General features: G+C 68.2%; 18 protein-coding genes. 11 read left to right on the plus strand and 7 right to left on the minus strand.

All coding sequences use genetic code 11. From position 1 onward, the window contains the following. Nucleotides 1-23: 23 nt before the first annotated feature. From ABZU75_RS20285 to ABZU75_RS20300, 4 genes are all read right to left on the minus strand, one after another. The gene (locus ABZU75_RS20285) at nt 24-554 is read right to left on the minus strand and encodes a hypothetical protein (RefSeq protein ID WP_355556167.1); all 531 of its coding nucleotides are present in this window, start codon (nt 552-554) and stop codon (nt 24-26) included. Between the two features lie 43 nt (nt 555-597). Next, nucleotides 598-2,145 carry an alkaline phosphatase D family protein gene (locus ABZU75_RS20290; RefSeq protein WP_355556170.1) on the minus strand — a complete coding sequence of 516 codons (1,548 nt, stop codon included), beginning with the start codon at nt 2,143-2,145 and terminating at the stop codon, nt 598-600. Between the two features lie 225 nt (nt 2,146-2,370). Next, on the minus strand, nt 2,371-3,204 hold the full coding sequence (locus tag ABZU75_RS20295; protein WP_355556173.1) for a hypothetical protein: 834 nt from the start codon (nt 3,202-3,204) through the stop codon (nt 2,371-2,373). A 107-nt stretch (nt 3,205-3,311) separates the two neighbouring features. After that, nucleotides 3,312-3,905 (minus strand): TetR/AcrR family transcriptional regulator, encoded by a 594-nt coding sequence (locus ABZU75_RS20300; RefSeq protein ID WP_350919575.1) that lies wholly within the window; start codon nt 3,903-3,905, stop codon nt 3,312-3,314. Nucleotides 3,906-4,259: 354 nt separating this feature from the next. Between ABZU75_RS20300 and ABZU75_RS20305 the strand changes: the two genes are divergently transcribed. After that, the gene (locus ABZU75_RS20305; protein WP_355556176.1) at nt 4,260-6,653 is read left to right on the plus strand and encodes a glycoside hydrolase family 3 C-terminal domain-containing protein; all 2,394 of its coding nucleotides are present in this window, start codon (nt 4,260-4,262) and stop codon (nt 6,651-6,653) included. A gap of 425 nt (nt 6,654-7,078) precedes the next feature. On the opposite strand, the gene ABZU75_RS20310 is transcribed toward ABZU75_RS20305, so the two are convergent. Continuing rightward, nucleotides 7,079-7,708: a helix-turn-helix domain-containing protein gene (locus tag ABZU75_RS20310; protein ID WP_355556179.1), complete on the minus strand. Its 630-nt coding sequence runs from the start codon at nt 7,706-7,708 to the stop codon at nt 7,079-7,081. A gap of 160 nt (nt 7,709-7,868) precedes the next feature. Between ABZU75_RS20310 and ABZU75_RS20315 the strand changes: the two genes are divergently transcribed. The 6 genes from ABZU75_RS20315 (at nt 7,869) to ABZU75_RS20340 (ending at nt 14,741) form a co-directional block, all read left to right on the plus strand. Beyond that, nucleotides 7,869-8,864 (plus strand): zinc-binding dehydrogenase, encoded by a 996-nt coding sequence (locus ABZU75_RS20315; protein WP_355556182.1) that lies wholly within the window; start codon nt 7,869-7,871, stop codon nt 8,862-8,864. Between the two features lie 70 nt (nt 8,865-8,934). After that, the gene (locus ABZU75_RS20320) at nt 8,935-9,849 is read left to right on the plus strand and encodes an IS982 family transposase (protein ID WP_355556185.1); all 915 of its coding nucleotides are present in this window, start codon (nt 8,935-8,937) and stop codon (nt 9,847-9,849) included. A gap of 245 nt (nt 9,850-10,094) precedes the next feature. Continuing rightward, complete coding sequence (locus tag ABZU75_RS20325; protein WP_355556188.1) at nt 10,095-12,518, plus strand: carbohydrate-binding module family 20 domain-containing protein; 2,424 nt, start codon at nt 10,095-10,097, stop codon at nt 12,516-12,518. 253 nt (nt 12,519-12,771) lie between these two features. Further along, nucleotides 12,772-13,737: an ATP-binding cassette domain-containing protein gene (locus tag ABZU75_RS20330; protein WP_355556191.1), complete on the plus strand. Its 966-nt coding sequence runs from the start codon at nt 12,772-12,774 to the stop codon at nt 13,735-13,737. Then, complete coding sequence (locus ABZU75_RS20335) at nt 13,734-14,114, plus strand: hypothetical protein (protein ID WP_355556194.1); 381 nt, start codon at nt 13,734-13,736, stop codon at nt 14,112-14,114. Before ABZU75_RS20330 ends, ABZU75_RS20335 begins: the two co-directional genes overlap by 4 nt. A gap of 6 nt (nt 14,115-14,120) precedes the next feature. After that, nucleotides 14,121-14,741, plus strand: coding sequence for a TetR/AcrR family transcriptional regulator (locus ABZU75_RS20340; protein WP_355556197.1), 621 nt, complete (start codon nt 14,121-14,123; stop codon nt 14,739-14,741). 109 nt (nt 14,742-14,850) lie between these two features. Here ABZU75_RS20340 and ABZU75_RS20345 read toward each other — a convergent pair whose 3' ends face one another. Beyond that, a complete protein-coding gene (locus ABZU75_RS20345; RefSeq protein ID WP_355556200.1) occupies nt 14,851-16,893 on the minus strand; it encodes a cellulose binding domain-containing protein in 2,043 nt (680 codons plus the stop codon). Between the two features lie 319 nt (nt 16,894-17,212). On the opposite strand from ABZU75_RS20345, the gene arfB reads away from it, so the two are divergent. Further along, nucleotides 17,213-17,635, plus strand: coding sequence for an alternative ribosome rescue aminoacyl-tRNA hydrolase ArfB (gene arfB / locus ABZU75_RS20350; protein WP_350961584.1), 423 nt, complete (start codon nt 17,213-17,215; stop codon nt 17,633-17,635). 507 nt (nt 17,636-18,142) lie between these two features. On the opposite strand, the gene ABZU75_RS20355 is transcribed toward arfB, so the two are convergent. Next, entirely contained in the window at nt 18,143-18,622 is a 480-nt protein-coding gene (locus tag ABZU75_RS20355) for a helix-turn-helix domain-containing protein (protein WP_355556204.1), read from the minus strand. Nucleotides 18,623-18,716: 94 nt separating this feature from the next. On the opposite strand from ABZU75_RS20355, the gene ABZU75_RS20360 reads away from it, so the two are divergent. The 3 genes from ABZU75_RS20360 to ABZU75_RS20370 all read left to right on the plus strand — a co-directional run bounded on the left by ABZU75_RS20360 (nt 18,717) and on the right by ABZU75_RS20370 (nt 21,340). Then, nucleotides 18,717-19,949: an MFS transporter gene (locus ABZU75_RS20360; protein WP_355556207.1), complete on the plus strand. Its 1,233-nt coding sequence runs from the start codon at nt 18,717-18,719 to the stop codon at nt 19,947-19,949. Between the two features lie 109 nt (nt 19,950-20,058). Beyond that, on the plus strand, nt 20,059-20,517 hold the full coding sequence (locus tag ABZU75_RS20365; RefSeq protein ID WP_355556210.1) for a CPBP family intramembrane glutamic endopeptidase: 459 nt from the start codon (nt 20,059-20,061) through the stop codon (nt 20,515-20,517). Between the two features lie 121 nt (nt 20,518-20,638). After that, complete coding sequence (locus ABZU75_RS20370) at nt 20,639-21,340, plus strand: type II CAAX endopeptidase family protein (RefSeq protein ID WP_355556213.1); 702 nt, start codon at nt 20,639-20,641, stop codon at nt 21,338-21,340. Nucleotides 21,341-21,817 lie beyond the last annotated feature (477 nt).

Here is a 21,817-nt window from a genome sequence, read left to right on the forward strand (position 1 = left end):
CACGCCCCTGGTCCGCCGGGAGGCTAACGGATACGCGTGCTGACCTTGACCGGGCGGGAAATCTCCTTGCGGAGCTTACCGATGTCGGCCTTCGCGTCGGCGGTGACGATCACACCGAACCTGACCGTGGCGACGCCCCGGCGCGAGCCCGCCCAGGCGCGGATCCGCACCGTCGTCGAGTCGCCCTTGTCGAGGGAGGTGATCCAGCAGGAAAGGTCACGGCGCTTGACCGAGCACTTGACGCTGCGCGGCTTGGAGATCACCTTGATCTTGCGGAACCGGTTGGGGAAGTCCCCGACGAGTGCCACGTAGTGCTGGCCGCGGGCCTTCCTGTTACTGACCTTGACCGTGTAGACGAGGGATCCACCCCGGCGGACGTGCTTGGGGTAGGAGATCACGTACCTGAAGTCGGTGGGCGCCGCGGCGGCGGGTGACACGGCGGGTGCGGTGGGTAGCGCGGACCTGGCGGCCGAGGCGGAGGGCTGGACGAGGAGGGTGCCACCCAGCGCCATGGCGAGAGCCACGGCGCCGAGTCTCGTGGTGAGGGGACTCATAAGCGGCATCATCCAACATCTCTTCAGGAATTCCTCTGGCGCTTTAGGTCAGTGCCGCCTGTCCTGCCGGAATGGTGAACCGAGCACCGGTCTTCGCCGGAGCGCCGCGCCTGCTGATGTAGTCGAGCGTGCGGAAGTCGGCGTGCAGCTCCTGTGGCGTGACCCGGCAGACGATGTAACCGCGCCGCTGGTCGAGGTAGGAGATGTGCGGGTTCTCGGCGATCGTCGCGGCGACCCGGCTCTCGTCGCGGTAACCGTCGCCGTCGCTGGCGATCGAGGAGGTGACGAGTTCCACCGCGATCCGGGGTGAGTCCGGGTCGTCGAAGTCGAGCCTCAGGTCCGCCGCGTGGTGCATGTGCGCGTCTCCGGTCAGCACCACCGGGTTGGCCGCGCCCGTGTCCCGGAATCCGGTCAGCAGGCGGGTGCGCTCGGCGGCGTAGCCGTCCCAGGAGTCCATGTTGACCTCGATGCCCGGCCCGACCCTGGAGTCACGCTGGGCCATCAGGATCTGCTGGCCGACCAGGTTCCAGCGGGCGCCGGAGCTCGCGAGGCCGTCGAGCAGCCAGCTCCGCTGGTCCTCGCCGAGCAGGGTGCGCCCGGTGGCCAGCCTGTCGTCGCAGCCGGACCTGAGCCCGTCCTCGCAGGCCTGGTCGTCGCGGAACTGCCGGGTGTCGAGCAGGTGGAAACGGGCCAGCGGCCCCCAGTCCACCCGGCGGTGGACCCGCATCGACGCCCCGCCGGGCACGCTCGTCCGGCGCAGCGGCATGTTCTCGTAGTACGCCTGGAAGGCGTTGGCCCTGCGCCGGGCGAACGCCGGGTCCCCGGAGCTGGAGACCTCTCCCGCCCAGTTGTTCTCGATCTCATGGTCGTCGAAGGTCACCAGCCACGGCGCGACCGCGTGCGCCGCCTGCAGGTCGGCGTCGCTCTTGTACTGCGCGTGCCGCATCCGGTAGTCGGCCAGCGTGGCGCAGGTGCCCGAGGTGTGCTGCCGTACGCTCCCGGCGAGGGCCGTGTACCCCCGTGGCGCGTACTCGTACATGTAGTCGCCCAGGTGGACGACCAGCTCGGGATCCTGCTCGGCCAGCCTCCGGTACGCCGTGTAGAAACCGTGCTCGTAGTGGGCGCAGGCGGCGATGGCGAAGGTCAGCGGGGACGATGAAGACACAGCGGACGGGGCGGTGCGGGTGCGACCGGTCGGCGACAGGTGGCCCTCGGCCCGGAAACGGTAGAAGTACTCCCGGCCTGGCTCCAGGTGGTCCACCTCGACGTGGACGCTGTGCGCCCGCTGCCGGCGCGCGGTCTCGGTGCCCGCGCGGACCACCTTGGCGAACCGCTCGTCGGTGGCGAGCTGCCATTCGACGTCCACGTCCCTGGCCGGCATCCCGCCCCGGCCGTCCGGGCCGAGCGGGTCGAGGGCGAGCCTGGTCCACAGCACGACGCCGTCCGCCGACGGGTCGCCGGAGGCGATGCCGAGCCTGAACGGGTCGCCGGCGAGGGTCCGGGCCGGGCCGTGCCCGGCCCCGGTGAGCAACAGGCCGCCCGCACCGGCGGCGGCGGAAAGAAACACTCTGCGTGACAGCTTCTGCTCCACACCACCAGTGCAACCGCCCCAGCTTTCCCCGCCATGGCCTGAGCATCAAGGCAGGATGAACAGCCGTTGCACAGGCAAATGCCTTACCCACCGTGACTGAACATCGGCCGACCGGCGGGCGACATCGAGGCGAAGGATCGGCTTCCCCGCGGTGGCCGCGCCCGAGCCCCGGAGTGACGGTTCAGGAGGCGACGGCCTCCGCGGCGGTGAACCCGAGCGGGCGGGTCATCCCAGGTAGGGCTTGAGGTGGGGGGTGAGAGCGCCGCAACCCAGGTACTTCTCCACGGTGTGGAAGTCGAGCCAGTCGAGGTTGACCAGCGCCTCCTGGTCGACGCCGGTGAAGCAGGTCCGCAGCCCCGGCGGGATCGCCGCGATGTCGTCCTTGTCGGCGATGTTCACCCACCGCCTGACCTTGGGAGGCCGGCCGCCCCAGCCGTTGACCGGTGCGGGCATCAGGCGCTCGAAGATCACATTGCGCATGCCGAGCGGACTGCCCAGAGTGATCAGCAGGTCGACCTCCAGGTCGGGGTTGGCCCAGAGCGTCTCGTAGGTCACCACGCTGCCCAGCGAGTGCGCGATCACCACCCTGGGCCGGTTCCGCCTGATCACCTCGGCCACAGCCGCCCTCGACTTCTCGCGCGCCTCGCTCCCGGCCATCATGTAGGCGGCGACCTCGGGACAGAAGAACCTGGCGAAGTCGACGGCGTTGCCCTGCAACCGGTCCAGCAGCCAGCCGGTCATCCGGTGCAGGGCGCCGGTCAGCCCCTCCCCCACCGAGTCGAGCTGCTTGGCCCAGGCGACGAAGACCTCCTGGGCGCCGACGTTCATGCTCCGCACCGCGCGCCTGGAGTCGTCCTTGCTCTCACCCAGCAGGTGGGCGTAGTAGGCGATCTCGGTGATGTAGCGCTCCTTGGCGTGCGGCTTGCCGCCGGTCAGGCCCTTGTGCAGGTAGCGGTCCCACTTGTCGCGCATCGCGACCGCCGCGCCGCTGACCGAGTTACCCGCGTCGCGGTAGTAGCGGTACTTACCGATACCGTGCACCCCGACGATCGTGTCCATCCGCCCCCGCCTCCTGTGTTGGATGCCCGGTTTTCACGGGTGTCGATGACATCCGCCCCGAGCAACTGTGGCGGAAGCGAGCCCCGCGCCACAAGACCACGGGGGTGCTATTCGGAGACCGGGTGGCGGGCTTTCAGGAGGGAGAGAAAGGCGCGGAACAGCCCCGGCATGTCGATCTCGTCGGGGGCGAGCAGCCACTGGAGCTGGAGTCCGTCCATCACCGCGAACATCAGCGGCGCGGCCTGCTCGGGTGTGAGGCCGGCGGGCAACTCGTCGCCGAGTTCGGCGCGGATCACCTCGGCCATCCAGGCGCGGGAGGTTCCGTAGCGCTCCTTGAAGAAATCCCTGGCCGGGTGGTCCTCGATCACGCTCTCCGCGGAGAGCACGGTGAAGGACTGCACGATGCCGCGGCGCTGTGCGTTGTACTCGACCAGCGCGGCCACGGTGTCCAGCGTGATCGCTCCCCCCTCACCGGGCAGCACGAGCACGTCGAGGTTGCGCTCGTCGCGCAACTGCAGAACCTCGGCGAGCAGCCGATCCTTGCTCGGGAAGTAATGCAGCACCCCCTGCTGGCTGAGGCCCACCCGCTCGGCGATCGACGCGATCGACGCCCCCGTGTAGCCGCGTTCGGCGAATACGTCGAGCGCGGCCAGCAGGATCTCCTCCCGCCGGCTCTCGCGTGATCCTCGGCGTCGCACCATGCGTCAACCCCTCTCGTCGCGCCGAGCCTAACGTGATCAGCAAGAATAACAATTACATATCATGACCTACCGACCATTCGGTAATTGCGGGCATACTCCCGAGGGAAAGCGCGTACAGCGAGGTTCAAGGAGATCACGTGGCCGGACCCCTCGTCGTCGGTCCAGGGAGGCCCGGCGTTCTCCCGGCCACCGCACCCGCTGGTTTCGCGCGCCGCCTCGCCCTCGCCGGCCCCGGTTCCCCGGCGACGCTCCGCGCGACCGCCGGAGGAACCGGCCCGCACTCTTCCTCTTCGCCCCGATCGGCGTGATCGTGGGCACAGTTCTGGTCACTCGCATCAAGGAGGTTCGCTGACCGTGTCGGGAATCGAGCACGACGACATCGTGGAACAGGCGCTGAGCAAACTCGACCTGGACACCAAGGCGCGCATCCTGGCCGGTCAGGACATGTGGAGCCTGCCCGCGGCGCCCGGCGCCGGCCTCGATGCGATCGTCATGTCGGACGGGCCGATCGGCGTCCGAGGCGCCAGGTGGACGGCCGACGACCCGTCCATCGCCCTGCCGAGCCCGACCGCCCTGGCCGCGACCTGGGATGTGGCGCTGGCCCGCCGCGTCGGCAACCTGCTGGCCCAGGAGGCCCGCCGCAAGGGCGTTCACGTGCTGCTGGCACCGACCGTCAACCTGCACCGCTCCCCCCTCGGCGGCCGGCACTTCGAGTGCTACTCCGAGGACCCGATGCTGAGCGGCGAGATCGCCGCCGCTTACGTCATCGGAGTCCAGGAGGGCGGGGTCGCCGCCATGGTCAAGCACTTCGTGGCCAACGACTTCGAGACCGAGCGGATGACCGCCAACGTCCTGGTCGGCGAGCGCGCCCTGCGCGAGCTCTACCTGGCCCCCTTCGAGCTCGTGGTGAAGAAGGCGGGGCCGTTCGGCGTCATGGCGGCCTACAACAGCGTCAACGGGCCCACCATGACAGAACATGACGAGCTGCAGAACAAGGTCCTGCGCGACGAGTGGGGTTTCGACGGCGTCATCGTCTCCGACTGGACGGCCGCCCGCGACACGATCCGCGCCGCGCTCGGCGGGCTCGACATCGCCATGCCCGGCCCCGGCACCGTGTACGGCCCGGCGCTCGCGGCGGCCGTACGCGCCGGAGAGCTGGACGAGGAGATCGTGGACGAGCACGCACGCCGGGTGCTGACCCTGGCCCGCCGGGTGGGCGCCCTGGAGGGCGCGTCCCGCGCCGAACCCCTTCCGGCCGTCGACGGGGAGGCGCTGGCCCGTGAGGTGGCGGCGGCGTCGTTCACGCTGGTGCGCAACGACGGCGTCCTGCCGTTCGGCCCGGACACGAGCGTGGCCCTCATCGGAGGAGCGGCGAAGGAGGCCCGCGTGATGGGCGGGGGCAGCGCGCAGGTCTTCCCCTCCCATGTCGTGTCACCGTACGACGGGCTCGCGTCCGCGGGGATCCGGATGGCGTACGCCCGCGGGGCCGACCCCAGCGGCAGGTTCAACCCGGCGCGCTTCCCGCTGCGCGCGGTCTGCCGGGCGAAGGACGGGCGGATGCTCGGCGATTTCCCGCTGTCCGAGGGGGTGATCCAGTGGTTCGGCGAGATGCCGGAAGGCGTGGCCTTCCAAGAGCTGCGCAGCGTCGAGATCACCGGCACGTTCACTCCCGCGGTCGGCGGCGTGCACCGGCTCTCGATCGAGGGAGTCGGCCGCTTCCGGCTCGTCGTCGGCGGGCAGGCCCGCTTCGACGGGACGATGGTCCCGGCGGGCGATGACCCGATCGCGTTGTTCATGGCGCCGCCGCACACCGTCGTCGACGTGGAGCTGCGCGCCGGGGAGCCGGTCGACGTCCGCCTCGAGCACACGCTGCCCCGGTCCGGCCTGCTGTCGTTCCCCTTCGTCGGCGCCACGCTCGGTCACCGGGAGCCGTCGCCCGGTTCGGACGAGCTGATCGAGGAGGCCGTGCGGGTCGCCTCGGCGGCGGACGTCGCCGTGGTCGTCGTGGCCACGACCAAGGAGGTGGAGAGCGAGGGCTTCGACCGCACGTCGCTGAAGCTGCCCGGCCGCCAGGACGAGCTGGTGTCCCGGGTGGCCGCCGCCAACCCGCGGACGGTCGTCGTGGTCAACGCCGGCTCCCCTGTGGAGATGCCGTGGCGGGAAGAGGTCGCGGCCATCCTGCTCACCTGGTTCCCCGGCCAGGAGGGTGGCCACGCGCTGGCCGACGTGGTGCTCGGCCGTACGGAGCCGGGCGGCCGCCTGCCGACCACCTGGCCCGGCGTGCTCGAGGAGTGTCCGGTCATCGACGTCACCCCCGTCGACGGTGTGCTGCGGTACGAGGAGGGCGTCTTCGTCGGCTACCGCGCCTGGGAGCGGTCGGGGACGGCTCCCGCCTACGGGTTCGGAGCCGGTCTCGGATACACGACCTGGCACTACGAGTCCGCCGGGTACGCCGACGGGACGCTCACCGTCCGGGTGCGCAACACCGGCGACCGTCCCGGCCGCGAGGTGGTGCAGGTCTACCTGGCACCCGCGGTGCCCGACGAGTCCCGGCCCGCCCGCTGGCTGGTCGGGTTCGCCGTCGCCGAGGCCGACCCCGGCGAGGCCGCCGAGGTGTCCGTCGAGATCCCGCGCCGCGCGGCCGAGGTCTGGAGCGAGCACGGATGGCGCCTGGTCTCCGGGGACTACGTGCTCCAGACCGGGCATTCACTCGACGACATCCGCCTCACCACCGCCATACCCCTGTAGGAGGGCACAGCGAGGTTTTCCCGCCCCCGCCCATCTGCCCGCGTACGCGGTGGCGGCCCGCTGGGGCATTCAGGGCCCAGCCGTTTCAGCAAGCTCTTCGGGGCTGGGCCCGGCGTCCCACCCCGCGAGTTCCGAGACCGATTCCGCCCGAGCGTCACCCAGGAGTGAGTGGGGACGCCGCGGGCCGCCGGCTGGGAAAGACCGAAGACGCGCGGATCTGGAAGTCGGCCGAGAAGAGGCGGCCGTGGTCACCCTCGCGCCCTTCGATGCGGTCGACGAGCAGTTCCACCGCCGCCCGGGCGGTCTCGCCGGGCAGGAAGCTGAGCGTGCTGAATGGAAGGGCCGTTGCCGCCTCCGATCCTAGACGATCTATTCCAAGGGGTTCAGTGGTTCGCGCGTCGAGCGTGGATACCGCTCGCCCACGGTCAGGCGCTGGCCGGTGCTGCGGATGCCAGTCGTGCCGCTGGTGGCAGCGGTGCGTGGTGAGGGCAGGCTTCGAACGCCTGGATCGCCAGCCCTGCGAAGCGTCGGGAGGCCATGACCTGGGTGGCGGTAGATGTGGCGTGGATCCCCTTGTTGGCCATGAGTACGAGAATGAGGTCGTCCAGGACGAAGTCGGGCCTCAGGGGCCCTGCGTCCTTGGCTCGCTGGGCCAGTCCGGCGACTGCTTTCACCGTGTACTCACGTCCCGCGACATCCGGCGCCCCCGGGAGCGTTGACAGGAAGGCTTCGGTGAAGCCCCGATCGCGTGCGTGCAGCTCACAGATTTTCTCGATCACCAGGCACAGGCCACGCCACGGATCAGGATCTGCGCACCCCTCGTCGACAATGGCGCGACATGCGTTCAGCTGGTCCGCGAAGGCATCGGCGACCAGCATCTGCTTAGTCGGGAAGCGACGGTACAAGGTGGCAGGTCCCACCCCGGCGCGCCGCGCGATCTCCCGCATCGGCACATCCAGGCCGTCGGCCGAGAACAGCGCTCGGGCCGCGTCGAGGATGCGGTCGCGGTTGTCCATCGCGTCGGAACGCAGCTTATGAGGCAAATGGTCGGTCACCACTCTCACTTTACCTAAGCGGACGGGGGCGTCCGTTACCGTTCGAGGTGTAGAAGCTCGCCGAGATCATCGGGGCGCGCAGCACCGGGACCGATCCTCGGCCGCGGTGTGAAGCCCCTTCCCGCCGGGCGGCGATCGGTGGCGGGTATGGAGCAGGACCGTGCTTGAGCGGTCCGAGAACGTGGAGACGACATTGAAGGCAATCGTGATCCAGACGTACGGAGGTCCTGAAGGTCTGGCTGTTGTCGACCTGCCGGTACCCACACCTGCTGCCGGGCAGGTGCTAATCGCCACCGAGGCGGTGGGCGTCGGTGGTGTCGACACAGTGATCCGAAGCGGGGCTCTGGCCGCCTACGGCTTCAAGGAGGGCCACATCCCGGGTGGCGAGGTGGCGGGCACCGTGACCGCGGTCGGTGACGGCGTCCATGCGTCGTGGATTGGCCGGCGGGTGTGGGGCTTCACCGGCACCGGCGGAGGCTACGTCGAACAGGCCGTCACGCCGGTCGAGGAGATCCTTCCCCTGCCCAGTAGCCTGTCCGCCGTCGACGCGGTGACGCTCGGCAGTTCCGGTGCGGTGGCCCACTTCGGGCTTCGCCACGCCCATTTTGCTCCCGGGGAGACGGTCTTGGTGCGTGGCGCGGCCGGCAGCATCGGGATCATGGCAGTGCAGCTCGCGGCTCGCGGTGGTGCCGCCGCGGTGGCGGTCACGACATCGTCGGCCGAGCGCGGCGAGCGGCTGCGCCGTCTCGGCGCGACCTACGTGCTGGACCGCTCCGGCGACGGAGGGGAAGAGGCTCCCGCGGGCTATGACGTCATCATCGACATTGTGGCCGGCAAGGACATGCCGTCGTTCTTCGACAGGCTCAACTCGAACGGCCGCATGGTGGCCGTGGGCGCTGTCGCAGGTCAGCCGCCCGCGGACTTCGGCACGAAGGTCATGGCGGCGTTCCAGAAGTCGATGTCCTTCGCCACTTTCAGCGCAGCCACCGTCACCCAAGCCGACCTGCGTGCCGTGCGCAGCGAGCAGTTCGCCGCAGCCAGTCGCGGCGAGATCGAAACAGTGGTGCACGACCTGCTGCCACTGGACAAAGCCGTGCTGGCGCACCAGAAGATGGACGCGGGCGAGGTCTTCGGCAGGATCGTGCTGACACCGTAGTCGAAGGTATCCACGCCGGGATTGCCACGATCCCCTGCGCAGTCGAGGCGAAAGAGTCCAATGTCGGTGCGTGAAGACAGAGTTGGACTCCCTCGCGACCGCGCTCTATGTAAAGACTGATGATCTGCTGAAGGGTTCGCCGCAGTTCGGGCCATGGCGGCCGGCTGTGGGCATTGCGCCGCAGCTCAGCGATGCCGAGCTGGTGACCCTGGCGATGATGCAGGCCATGCTCGGCTTCACCTCCGAGGCGCGGTGGCTGCGGCACGCTCATGCCCACCTGCGGTACCTGTTCCCCTACCTGCCCAAGCAGCCCGGCTACAACAAGCGCCTGCGCAAGTCCGCAGACCTCGTACGCCACGTGACCCGCATGCTGGCCCGGGACACCACGCTGTGGAGCGACGACGTATGGATCGTGGACTCCACGCCGGTTGAGTGCAGCCGTTCCCGTGAGACCGTCAAGCGCTCCGACCTGGCCGGATGGGCCCAGTACGGGTACTGCGCCAGTCACACACGTTACTTCTGGGGACTGCGGCTGCACCTAGTCTGCACACTGCACGGCTTGCCCGTCGCCTTCGCACTGACCGGAGCCAAGGCCAACGAACGCGAGACCCTGCTGGACCTGCTCGACGCCGAGTCCCAGCTCACCACAGAGCGCCCGGGCCAGACGCTGATCGGCGATAAGAACTACTTCGGCCACGAGTTCGAACAGCGGCTGGCCGAGCTGGGTGTCCGGCTGCTGCGGCCGGCCCGCAAAGGCGAGGCCGAGCGGTCCGGGTCGCAGCTGTTCAAGCCGCTGCGACAGGTCATCGAGTCGATCAACGAAACCTTCAAGGGTCAACTCGACCTCGAACGGCACCGCGGCCGCACTCCTGGCGGAGTGGCCGTCCGCGTCCTGCAACGCATCCTCGCCCTCACCGCCGCAATCTGGCACAACGACCACACCGACCAGCCAGTCCTGCGCGCCCTGACCGCCTACGACCACTGAACCCCTTGGAATCGATCATCTAGGCCGGACCGGTACAGGCGACGGCGTCCCGGCTCACCCCGGCACCGTACTCGGGTCGCCGGTGACAGTGGAAATGTAAGCGACGGCTCTATTACCGGCAAGTTTCATAAATCTTGCTGAAAGCTCTTGAAATTCTTGCAGAGATCAAAGATTGTTCTGCTAGATGGACGGCCGTCCCCTGCCCCAAAGCGCACCTTCGTCCTCGGAAGTAGGTCCATCCCCCCATGGAACGAGCTAGGTCACGCCTGCGCAGCAGGATCCGCCATGTCCTCCTCGCCGCCGCGGTCGCCGCACTCGGCATCACCCCGGTGACCGCCGTGGTCGCCGCACCTCCCGCGAGCGCCGCCGTCACGCTGAACGACAGCGAGGTGACGGCCAATCTGTGGGAATGGAACTGGAAGTCCGTCTCCGCGGCGTGTACGAACCATCTCGGACCGGCCGGGTACGGCGCGGTCCAGGTCGCGCCGCCGCAGGAGTCGGTGAGCCTTCCGAACAGCAGTGACGGGGTGCATCCGTGGTACGAGGTGTACCAGCCGGTCTCCTACAGGCTCGACTCCCGGTTCGGTAACCGGGCCCAGTTCGCCTCGATGGTGACGGCCTGCCACAACGCGGGCGTACGCGTCTACGTGGACGCGGTCGTCAACCACATGGCGGGGACGAACAACCCCGGCGGCGTGACCGGCTACGCCGGAACGTCCTTCACCGGTTACAGCTACCCGGCCGTCCCGTACGGGTACGGAGACTTCCACCACCCGGGCGACAACTGCCCGACCGGCGGCGGGATCAACGACTGGAACAACGAGTCCCAGGTGACCAGTTGCGAGCTGCTGTCGCTGTCGGACCTGTACACCGAGAAGGAGTCTGTCCGCAACAAGATCGCGGCTTACTTGAACGACCTGATCGGGCTCGGCGTGGATGGGTTCCGCGTCGACGCGGTCAAGCACATGCAGAAGTCCGACTTCGCGGCGATCCTCGGCAAGCTGAACAACACCGTCGCGGAGAACAAGCGCCCGTACGTCGCCCAGGAGATCTTCGATGGCGCCGGCAACGACGCGCTGAAGGCGCGGGCGTTCATCGGCAACGGCGATGTCCTGGACTTCGCCTACGCCAAGGGCGTCAAGGCCCAGTTCCAGGGGGCGATCTCCAACCTCGGGAGCATCGGGAGCTGGAACCTGGACGCGCCCAGCGCCAACGTCTTCGCCATGGTCACCAACCACGACCTCGAACGCGACGGCGTCACCCTCTCCTGGCGCAACGGCACCGACTACACCCTCGCCAACTACTTCGTGCTGGCCTACCCGCACGGCAAGCCCTCGGTCTACGACAGCTTCACCTACGACAACCGCAACCAGTCCCCGCCCTCCGACGGCAACGGATTCGTCACCGACACCTCCTGCGGCAGCAGCTGGAACTGCCTGACCCAGTCCACCGGGATCAAGGGCATGGTCGGCTGGGCCAACGCCGCCAGGTCCGTCAAGACCGTCTCGGACTTCAAGGTCGTCAACAGCAACGTCATCGGCTTCCGCCGCGGCGACCGCGCCTGGATCGGCATCAACGACTCCGGCAGCGCCGCCACCGCGCAGTTCACCACCGGCCTGGCCGACGGCGAGTACTGCGACGTCATCTCCGGCGCCGCCACCACCACCGGCTGCACCGGCACGAAGATCACGGTCTCCGGCGGCCAGGCCACCGTGACCGTCCCCGCCAACAACGCGGTCGCGATCCACGTCAACGCCAAGGCGGACATCACCAAGATCGCGACGACCTTCAACGTCACCGCCGACCTCACCGCCGGGCAGACCCTGCACGTCGTCGGGAACATCCCGGCCCTCGGCGGCGGCGACAACGCCGGCTCCGTCGCGCTCGTCGCCGCCCCCGGCGGCGGCTACACCGGCGTCGTCCAGCTGCCCGCCTCCACGGCCGTCTCCTACAAGTACCTGATCAAGGAAGGCGCGACGGTCGCCCAGGCCGAAGTGGCCGACCGGACCTTCACCACCCCGGCGAGCGGCACCGCCACCCGGACCGACACCTACGTGCCGGCTCCCGTCAGCGACAAGATCGCCACCACGTTCACCGTCACCGCCACCGCGGCCACCGACCAGAACCTCTACGTCGTCGGCGGCATCCCGGCCCTCGGCTCATGGGCCCCGGCCGGTGCGATCAAGCTGACCGCGCAGGGCAACAACCTGTACTCCGGAGTCATCGACCTGCCCAAGTCCACCGCGGTGGAGTACAAGTTCATCAAGAAGACCACCGCCGGCGCCGTCACCTGGGAGTCCGGCGCCAACCGGACCCTCACCACCCCCGCGAGCGGGACCCACGCCGTCACCGAGACCTTCCGCGGCGACACCGCCTCGCAGATCGCCACCTCCTTCAACGCCAACGTCACCACCTACTACGGCCAGAACGTCTTCGTCGTCGGCAACATCCCCGCCCTCGGCGGCTGGAACCCCGGCCAGGCGATCGCCCTGTCCTCGGCCGACTACCCGATCTGGCGGGTAGCGGTCAACCTGCCCCCCAACACCGCCGTCGAGTACAAGTACATCAAGAAGAACCCCGACGGCGCCGTCACCTGGGAGTCCGGCGCCAACCGGACCCTCACCACCCCGGCCACCGGCACCCACACCAGCAACGACACCTGGAAGTAGCCCTCCGTCAGACCGACGGCGGCCGGACCTTCACGGACCGGCCGCCGTCGGCGTCGACACCACGGATCACCCGTGACCTGCCGGCCTGTTTCCGGGCTTCGGTCTGTTCTTTCCCCTGCGAAGCGTGACGCCGGAGCTGCGCGACCTCGCCTGCGCCGTTGCCATCGACTCGCCGGGTGGTGATGGCCGCCGGTCCACCTCGGCACAGGGCGACTATTTGCAAAACCTACCTACCAATAGGTAGGTTTTGCAAATGGACAGAACCACCCCACCGGCCATTCATGTAGCCGGACTCGGCCGGGACTTCGGAGACCGCTCCGCGGTGCACCAGCTCGATCTTCAGGTGAACGCTGGAGAGGTCTACGGACTGCTTGGCCCCAACGGCTCCGGCAAGAGCACCACCGTCCGGATGCTCACCACGATGCTCCGCCCTTCCCGGGGCACCGCCCACGTCGCGGGCGCCGACATCACCCGCGATCCCGAGACCGTACGCCGCCGCATCGGAATCGTCCTGCAAGAAACAGCCCTCGACCCCCTCATGTCCGCCCGCGAACTGCTACACCTGCAGGGTCGGCTGCAGTCGTTCACCGCCCGGCAGGCCCGTGACCGCGGTGCCGAACTCCTCGTGTCCTTCTCCATGAAGGAGTTCGCCGACACTCCCGTCAGCCGGCTCAGCGGAGGCCAGCGCCGCCGCGTCGACCTCGCCGTCGCGCTGGTCCAGCGCCCCCTGGTCCTCTTCCTGGACGAACCCACCACCGGCCTCGACCCGGTCAGCCGACGCCGCCTGTGGGAGGAAATCCGCACCCTGTCCGCCAGCCACCACGTGACCGTCCTGCTGACCACCCAGTATCTGGAGGAGGCCGACCAGCTCTGCGACCGCGTGGGAATCCTGCGCGAAGGCCGCCTCGTCACCTCCGCCGCCCCCCACGCCCTCAAGGCGGAGGCGGGCGACCGCGTCCTGACCCTGCGCTTCCGTGACGCCGATACCACAAGCCACGCCCTGCAGCTGCTCACCGGCCGGGGCGAGCAGGCCACCCTGACCGGACCCGATGCCCGCGCCTTGAGCGCCCGGCTTGCACACCCCGGCGCCGACGGGAAGATACTGCTCGCCCTCGCCTCCGCTGGACTGCACGCCGACTCCCTAAGCGTCGACGAGCCCAGCCTGGAGGACGTCTTCCTCCGCCTCGCCACCGCGCCGAAAGGCGAATCCGCCGCATGAACACCGCCCCGGCCACCATCACCGCCCTCGATGCCGACCGCATGCCCCTGTCCGCAGCGCCGGCATCGTTCGCCGCGTTCCGGGCCCTGACCGCCCGCTCGCTCAGGGCCTGCGCCCGCACACCCTCTTTGCTTTACTCACCACTGTTCATGAGCGCGTTCTTCCTGATCGTCTACGAGGCGCAGCTCTCCACGGTCGCCTCCGCGACCACACCCGGCGGACGCTACATCGACGTGGTGTTGCCGCTGTGCCTGCTCACCTCACCCTGGAGCGAGCAGAACCTTCTCCCCGGCGCTCTCGTCACCGCTGGCATTCTTGCCGCGGGCGCTGTCGCGGCCCGCCTCGCCCTTATCCGCCGTACCCGTACAGGAGTCTGAACCGCCATGCCACGCCAAGCCGATACCCGCGTCCGCGCCCGCGATGAATTCGCCCGCCTCCTCGCCGAACACGGCTACCTCGGGGTCTCCCTCGATGAAATCGCCAAAACCGTGGACGTGAGGAAGGCCAGCCTCTACCACCACTTCCCCGGCGGGAAGCCCGCCCTGTTCATGGAAGTCGCCCACCACTACATCGAGGAGACCTCCGCCGCGCTCCAACAGGCACTGGAAGGCGACGGCGATCTCCGCAACCGCCTCCTCGCCCTCGCCGACAACTATGCGCGGGGAACGTACGACTCCGTTCTCGGTGACCAGATCTACTACGCCACCCGCCACCTGGAGGACGCACAGCGCGCCGACATCTCGCGCGCCTACGTGCGTAGTCTGATCACGCCCGTCACCGACCTGATGGCCCAAGCAGTGGAGGCGGGCGAGCTACGGAAGGCTGATCCGAGCTTCCTGGCCATGGCTTTCATGGAACTGGCCGGCATGCTCCAGCCCATGCCCGCCGATGTGGCGATGCCCCCGCAGGAGCGTCCCGTTCCGCCTCCCGCCGATCAGCTGGTCCACGAAGTCGTCGACCTCTTCCTGCGAGGGGCAGCCGTCTCGGATCGGCCCATGACCTGACCGCGGCGGTCTCGAAAACTCACCACTGCGCTGACCACATAGGTTCACCGGGTTGCGACACGCCGTGGGCGTGTCCGGGGCCGTCCACGCGGGACGGCCCCGGACGGTGTCACCGCGTCGTGCAGACGGTTCCGTTGAGGGTGAAGACGGCGGGGAGGATGTTCGGGCCGCTGTAGTTGCCGACGAAGCCGATCATGGTCGACGCGCCGGTGGGCAGCGAGCCGTTGCCGGGCTCGTTGACGACCTTGACGTTCGAGCCGTTCTGCGTCCAGACGGCGCTCCAGCCGCTGCCCAGGCTCTGCCACGTCCTGGGCCAGCTGAAGTTCAGGGTCCAGCCGTTGATCGGCGCGCCGTTGTTGGTGATGTCGATGGCGCCGACATAGCCGTTGCCCCAGTCGGACTGGTCACTCAGCCGTACCGCGCAGGAACTGGAGGCGGGCGTGCCGGTCGTGAACGTGAGGGGTGGGGAGGCCGGCGAGACACCGCCGCCGCTGTCCCTCGCGATCACGTTGACCGTGTAGCGCGTGCCCGGCTTGAGGTTGCCGACGGTGAAGGAGTTGCCGGCGGTCTCACCGAGCTGCTCGCCGACCACTCCGTTGTGGCGGTGGACCTCGTACTTCACGATCGGACGCGTCCCGGCGGAGGCGGCGGGCCAGGAGATCATGGCGGTCTTGTCCGTCACGTTCGAGACCGTCGGCTGCCCCGGCGCGCCCGGCAGCCCGGTCTGGGCCGAGGCGGGACGCACCACGATCGTGGTCAGCGACAGCGGCGGCAGCGTCCGGCTGGTCGCGCTCCCCGAGGTCGAGCCGGCGAGGTCGGTGGCGCCGTTGGTGTGGGTCAGCACGGCCGGCGCCCCGGAGGCCGGGCTGAAGCCGGAATAGTCGATCGTGACGGGGAGCGACGTGTCGGACGAGGTATTGATCAACAGGACCGCCAGATCGCCGTTGGGGCGGCGGACGGCATGCGCGCCGACCTTCGCCTGGTCGCTGGCGGCCCCGACGAACCGATCGCCGGCCCGGGCGAACGCGCTCACCATCCGCAGCGCGTAGTACGGCGCGAAGGGCGTGTTCATCGCCGGCTCGCACACGCTGCCGTCGGAGGTGCACGTCCCGCTCGACAGCAGGCCGAAATCGCCGTAGTCGGTATGTCCCTCGACCTGCGTGACCTTGCCGATGCCGTTGTGGGTGTTCCACCAGTCGACCGTGAACACACCGTTCGCGAGAAGCGTCGCGTAGGCGTCGGCGGCGGCGAGCGCACCGGGCTGGGTGTTCGTGCCGTTGCTGCTGGTCCCGGTGTTGAACTCGGTCATCGAGATGCCGATCCGCTCCGACCCTGGTCCCGCGTACTCGGTGATCTGCCGGCGGGTGAGATGGATCATGTCGGGGACCTGGCCGGCCCTGTCGAAGGCGCCGGGGTACCAGTGCAGGATCACAAAGTCGATCTTCGGTCCGGCGATCGACAGGACCACCTTGTTCCAGGTTCCTTCGTCGCCGCCGGCGACCAGTCCATCCGGCCAGTTGGCGGGCGTGGTCAGGACCGCACCGATCTTGATGTCCGGGTCGACCGCCTTCATCGCATCGGCGTACGCGACGACGTGGCGGGCGTACTCGGCCGGGCTCTTGTCGGCGTGGTCGTCGGCCTCCCAGGGGTCGCCGTAGTGGCCGTTGCCGTAGTTCTCGTTGCCGATCTCCCAGTACTTGACGCCGTAGGACTTGGTGACGTTGGCGTAGCGGACCCAGGCAGCGGCCTCGGCGGCGGTGCCGGTGCCGTAGTTGGCGGTCACCATCGCCTGCGCCCCGGTGCGCCGCACACCGCGCATGAAGGTGTCGAAGTCGGTGTTGGGAGCCACGTAGCCGCCGGGAGCGGTGTGGTCGGCCCAGTGGTAGATGTCGGAGTAGGAGCCGCCGGGATAGCGCAGCAGCTTCACGCCCGCGCCCTTGAGCCGGTCGGCAGTCTCGTCGGTGCCCAGCTGGCTGTCCCAGATCGCATGGTTGGCGCCGATACCGGTTTCGGGGACGGTGGCGAGTGCGGCACGTGCGTTGACGGTCACCGTGACCGGGGTGACGTCGTCGGCGGCGTACGCGGTGGGAACGTTCAGTGCGGCCAGCGTCAGCAGGACGGCGGACGCGACCCGTAACGGGACTTTGGGCATCGGCACACCTCAGTCATAGGTAGCGGAATTCAGTCGACGCCCCCTCCTGACCAGGGAGGCACCATGATCTTGTGGGCTGGCGCCACGCACGTCAACCGCCGGTGAAAGTTTCAGCCGGTACGGCTGTCATGGTGATCGCCGACCCCGTGCGGCCTGTGCTTTCTCCGGTCCGGGAGCAGCGTCAAGGGCCGGAAGATCAACCGTGTACCGCTTCAAAGCTCATCGCACATCGAGAAACGGGGCATAAAACCAGTTGATCCATGCTTGTCACTCCTCGGTACCCTGAGAACACACCCCCTGCGAGAAGGAAGTCAGCGCCATGCCCGGTCCGCTCCAGATCAGCGGTTCGGTCTCGGTCCCCGAGGCCGAGCTCGGCTGGCGGTTCTCCCGTTCCTCGGGCCCCGGCGGCCAGGGGGTCAACACCACCGACAGCCGGGTCGAGCTCAGCTTCGACCTGGCCGCCACCGGTGCGTTCGGAGACGTCCTCAAGGCCCGTGCCCTCGAACGCCTCGCCTCCCGCCTGGTGAACGGCGTGATCACCATCGCCGCCTCGGAGTTCCGCTCCCAGCTGCGCAACCGCGAGGCCGCGGAGATGCGCCTGGCCCAGCTGCTCCGCGAGGCGATCGCCCCGCCCCCCAAGAAGCGTCGCCCGACCAAACCGAGCAGGGGCGCGATCGAACGGCGGATCACCGCCAAGAAGCAACGCTCCGACCTCAAACGCCTGCGCCGGGACCACCACTGACCGAGCAAGCACTACGCCGTTTGAGCAGAGGGAACGAAAAGAGCGCTTTTAATCCGTAGGTTCCGGGTTCGAGCCCCGGGCGCCTTAACACTGTCGACACGAATAGTCTGGGATCGTAGATAGTTCGCAACGTCACCTGCCGTGGATCCGTGGCCAGATAGGCGGCGAAGCACGGCGAGCATATGTAGCCACTGAGGTTTTCTCACCGATGAGCGTTTCCAGGCTCCAGCGAGGTTGAGAGCGGGTGGGTGGTTCGGGGTTTCCTGTGCGGGGTCCTGCGATGTGCCGTTGTGCGCTTACTCAGTCCACGTGCGACTGGCAGGAGTTCGTCAAACGCGTGGGGCACGAGAGCCCGAACTGTCGACGTGGGGTCGATCGAGGAGGATCGGTTCCGTTGACCGAAATCCGCGAAGGTCGTTCGGGTCCACTCGCCGCTTGGTCGGCGTTATGGCGGTAAGAAGTGGGGCCAGCTGGTTGAGGCCGTCGCGCCACGATTGCGTCAGAAGGCTACTCGGACCTTGTCCCGGTCAGCGTTCTGGGCTGATTGACCTTGTTGACGGTGGTGTCATCGGGGTCGAGCCGTCGCCCATCTGCGGAGCGGACCTCTAGTACGCGCAGGGGCCGCCCGCGCTGGCGGTCGATCATCTCCGAATGCGGTTCATCGGGCTCGAAGAAGTGTCCTTCGCCCCACTGCCGCAGCGCCACGATGACGGGGAAGAGGTCTTTGCCCTTCGGCGTCAGAACGTACTCGTGGTAGGAACTGCCGTCGGAGGCCGGGACGACGTCCAGGATGCCGCCGGCGACCAAGACGCGCAGACGCGTGGTGAGGATGTTCTTGGCGACGCCGAGGCTGCGTTGGAACTCTCCGAAGCGGCGGCTGCCGTCAAACGCGTCCCGCACGATCAACAAGGACCACCAGTCGCCGATCGCGTCGACTGATCGAGCGACGGGACAGTCGCTGTCATTGAAACGTGTCCGCCTGACCATGGCACCCTCCATATTTACATTGGTTGCAACATGCTACCAGAACGACTACCGTCCATCTGGTAGCAAGATGAAACCAATTTCCGAAGGGCGCCGAGTGGCCAGTAACGACGAGACCACGACACCGAGGACCGCGGGCACTCCCAGCTTCGCGCTACCCCGAGGCGTCACCCTGCTCTTCGCCATCGCCTGTGGGACTGCGGTGGCCAACGTCTACTTCGCGCAGCCCCTCCTGGTGACACTGGGCCGTGACTTCGCGATCAGCCCGGCGACACTCGGTGCCGTCGTCACCCTCACACAACTTGGTTACGGGCTGGGACTGTTCTTCATCGTGCCGCTGGGCGACCTGATCGACCGCAGGCGCCTCATCGTGATGCAGCTGCTCCTGCTGGCGGCGGCGCTGATGGTGGTCGGCACCGCCACCATCGCGGCGCTCCTGCTTGCGGGTATGGCCGCTGTGGGACTCCTCGCGGTGGTGACTCAGACGTTGGTGGCCTTCGCTGCTTCGCTCGCCCCACCGGCGCAACGCGGACGCGTCGTCGGCCTCGTGACCAGCGGTGTGGTCACCGGCATCCTGCTTGCCCGCACCGTATCCGGCCTCCTGGCCGACCTCGCCGGCTGGCGCTCCGTCTACCTCACCTCGGCGGCCCTCACCTGCGTGCTCGCCCTGGCACTGCACCATGTCCTGCCGCCCCGTGACCCCGCTGCACCGTCCATGCACTACGGACAGCTCTTGCGCTCCACGCTCTCCTTGTTCGCGCAGGAGCGCCTCCTTCGGCTCCGTGCCCTGCTCGCCCTGCTCATCTTCGCCGCCTTCAGCACCCTGTGGAGCTGCATCGCGCTGCCGCTGAGCGCGCCTCCGCTGTCTCTGTCCCACACGGCAATCGGCGCGTTCGGACTGGTGGGAGCCGCAGGTGCCCTGGCTGCGACCGCAGCCGGCCGCCTAAACGATCGCGGGCTCTCCCAGCGGACCACCGGCATCGGCCTGGCCCTGCTCGTCGCCTCGTGGCTACCCCTGACCTTCGCCCGACAGTCACTATGGGCACTGGTGGTCGGCGTGATCGTCCTCGACCTCGCCGTGCAGGCGGTCCACGTCACCAACCAGAGCCTGATCTACACACTTCGCCCGGACGCGGGCAGCCGACTGATCGGCGGCTACATGGTCTTCTACTCGCTCGGCAGCGCCTTCGGAGCCATCGCCTCGACCGCTCTCTATGCGGCGGCCGGCTGGGGTGCCGTGTGCGCACTGGGGACCGCGATCAGCTGCCTCGCGCTCCTGCTCTGGGCGGGCACCCGGCCCTGTACCCCGCCACCGGCCGCCGCCGACTGAACAGGCCAGCCGCGACTCCCGGTGACAGGCCGCGATCGATCACGAGCTCCCAGTAGACACTCCGCTCCCGCAGGTATGGCTCGCTTTCAGGGGCAGGCTGCTGACCGCGATGGTCCTCGGCGGCGCAATCAACCTGATCCTCGCCCTTGGTGAAGAGATCGGGTGGCACGGATACCTCATGCCGCGAATCCACCAACTCTGGGGGCTACCGGTCGCGATCATCGCCGGAGGCATCATCTGGGGGCTGTGGCACGCACCGCTGATCCTCCTCGGCTACAACTATCCCGATGTCGCACCTTGGGCTGGACAACTGGCAATGGTTGCGGCCTGCATCGTGGTGGGCGGCTTCCTCTACTTGCTGACCGTGCGCCTCGGTTCCCTGTGGCCCACAGCGCTCGCCCACGGAGTGAACAACGCAACCTCTGCACTCGTCATGACCTCACTGCTCGTCCCAGGTGCGACGATCGACACCGTCAACGGATCGGCCATGGGCTGGCCCGGATGGATCACCTACGCCACCGTCGTGATCGTCGGCTTCACACTCGCCCGTCGAACGCGCCGAGCGTAGAAACGTAGGCATTGGTCTCGCTGCTGGTGGATGTGGTCCTGCCGCATCTCATCCGCAGGCCGCAGCCGCCGGTCTGGAAGCGCTTGACTGTGCCCTTAGGGCACGATGTGCAATGCGTGTCATGACTGAACAGAACGAAAGACGGGAAGCGAGCCAGGCGGGTGCGGATGTTCGCCCCGGCTGGATCGAGTTGGTGGTCGCGCTGGTCGCGGCGGTCGTGCTCTACGCGGGCGGTCTGACGCTGCTGGTCGCGTTTCCAGCGCCGACGCCGGCACTGGAGGGGGTAGTGCAGCTCGCGTTCTCCGGGGTGGCACCGCTCGCCGTCTTCGCCATCGTGGTGCTGGTGCGGATTCGTGACGTCCGGCCCTTCGGGCTGCGGAGCGTCGAGCCGAAGTGGCTGCTCATTGCCGTTGCCCTCGCAGCCGGCTGCTTAGCGGTGATCCTCACATTCGACACGGTTGTCGCCACGCTTTTTCCAGGTATCGACGATGCCCAAGGCCAGCTGCGCGCCTCAGCCGCTGGTGGCCTCGCTACCCTGGTCGGCACCATCGCCTTTGGTGGGGTGTTGACTCCGCTGGGCGAGGAGCTATTGTTTCGAGGAATCCTCACCCGCTTCTTTCAGCGATGGGGAACCTGGGTCGCCGTCTTGGCCAGTGCGTTGATCTTCGCTCTATGGCACGGCATCAATCTGGTGTTTCCCTCGGCGCTGGTCGTCGGGCTCTGCTGCGGCTGGCTGCTATGCCGCACCAAGTCGGTTTGGCCAGGAGTTGTGCTCCACATCGTCTACAACAGCTCGTTCCTTTTCATCTACGCAGTGGGATAACGCTGGCGAGCAAGCTTCAGGCGGGGTCGACGTTCGCGAAGCGCTCTGGATCTGTTCGAGCCGGGTACGTACGGCGGCGAGCCGCGCGGCGTAGTTCTCGCACGTCACCGGGCCGAGCGCTGCTTCCGCGGCGCGGCGATCGGTGTCCGCGCGATCTTACGCCGCGCTCCGAGCAGCAGATGCTTCGTCGTGCGCCTTCTGTGCCTTCCTCAGCTTTGCCCCGTCTGCTCGCGCACCGGGCCGCACGTCCCACGTGCCACATCGCCAGCGCGCCCTGCTTTCACTTCCGCTTCGCGCGCAAGCCTCGCTTCCACCTTCGCGCTGTCGACCTTCGCGGCCGAGAATCGATGACGCTCGCCAAGTTCGAGCTGATCGATGCGGAGGTCGGCGACATCACCTCATGGGAGAGCCACAGAGGATCGGGCAGGGTGCAGGTCGAGCTGTCGGCGGGTGACCACTCAGATATCACCGACTTTG

The organism is Streptosporangium sp. NPDC005286 (assembly GCF_040607515.1).
Lineage (GTDB): Bacteria > Actinomycetota > Actinomycetes > Streptosporangiales > Streptosporangiaceae > Streptosporangium.

Excerpts from the sequence above, each read along its gene's own strand:
- ABZU75_RS20335 (WP_355556194.1), top strand. The coding sequence starts at position 13,734 with ATGAACACCGCCCCGGCCACCATCACCGCCCTCGATGCCGACCGCATG.
- ABZU75_RS20295 (WP_355556173.1), bottom strand. The coding sequence starts at position 3,204 with ATGGACACGATCGTCGGGGTGCACGGTATCGGTAAGTACCGCTACTAC.
- ABZU75_RS20345 (WP_355556200.1), bottom strand. The coding sequence starts at position 16,893 with ATGCCCAAAGTCCCGTTACGGGTCGCGTCCGCCGTCCTGCTGACGCTG.
- arfB (WP_350961584.1), top strand. The coding sequence starts at position 17,213 with ATGCCCGGTCCGCTCCAGATCAGCGGTTCGGTCTCGGTCCCCGAGGCC.
- ABZU75_RS20340 (WP_355556197.1), top strand. The coding sequence starts at position 14,121 with ATGCCACGCCAAGCCGATACCCGCGTCCGCGCCCGCGATGAATTCGCC.
- ABZU75_RS20285 (WP_355556167.1), bottom strand. The coding sequence starts at position 554 with ATGAGTCCCCTCACCACGAGACTCGGCGCCGTGGCTCTCGCCATGGCG.
- ABZU75_RS20330 (WP_355556191.1), top strand. The coding sequence starts at position 12,772 with ATGGACAGAACCACCCCACCGGCCATTCATGTAGCCGGACTCGGCCGG.
- ABZU75_RS20365 (WP_355556210.1), top strand. The coding sequence starts at position 20,059 with ATGGTCCTCGGCGGCGCAATCAACCTGATCCTCGCCCTTGGTGAAGAG.
- ABZU75_RS20370 (WP_355556213.1), top strand. The coding sequence starts at position 20,639 with ATGACTGAACAGAACGAAAGACGGGAAGCGAGCCAGGCGGGTGCGGAT.
- ABZU75_RS20300 (WP_350919575.1), bottom strand. The coding sequence starts at position 3,905 with ATGGTGCGACGCCGAGGATCACGCGAGAGCCGGCGGGAGGAGATCCTG.
- ABZU75_RS20325 (WP_355556188.1), top strand. The coding sequence starts at position 10,095 with ATGGAACGAGCTAGGTCACGCCTGCGCAGCAGGATCCGCCATGTCCTC.
- ABZU75_RS20355 (WP_355556204.1), bottom strand. The coding sequence starts at position 18,622 with ATGGTCAGGCGGACACGTTTCAATGACAGCGACTGTCCCGTCGCTCGA.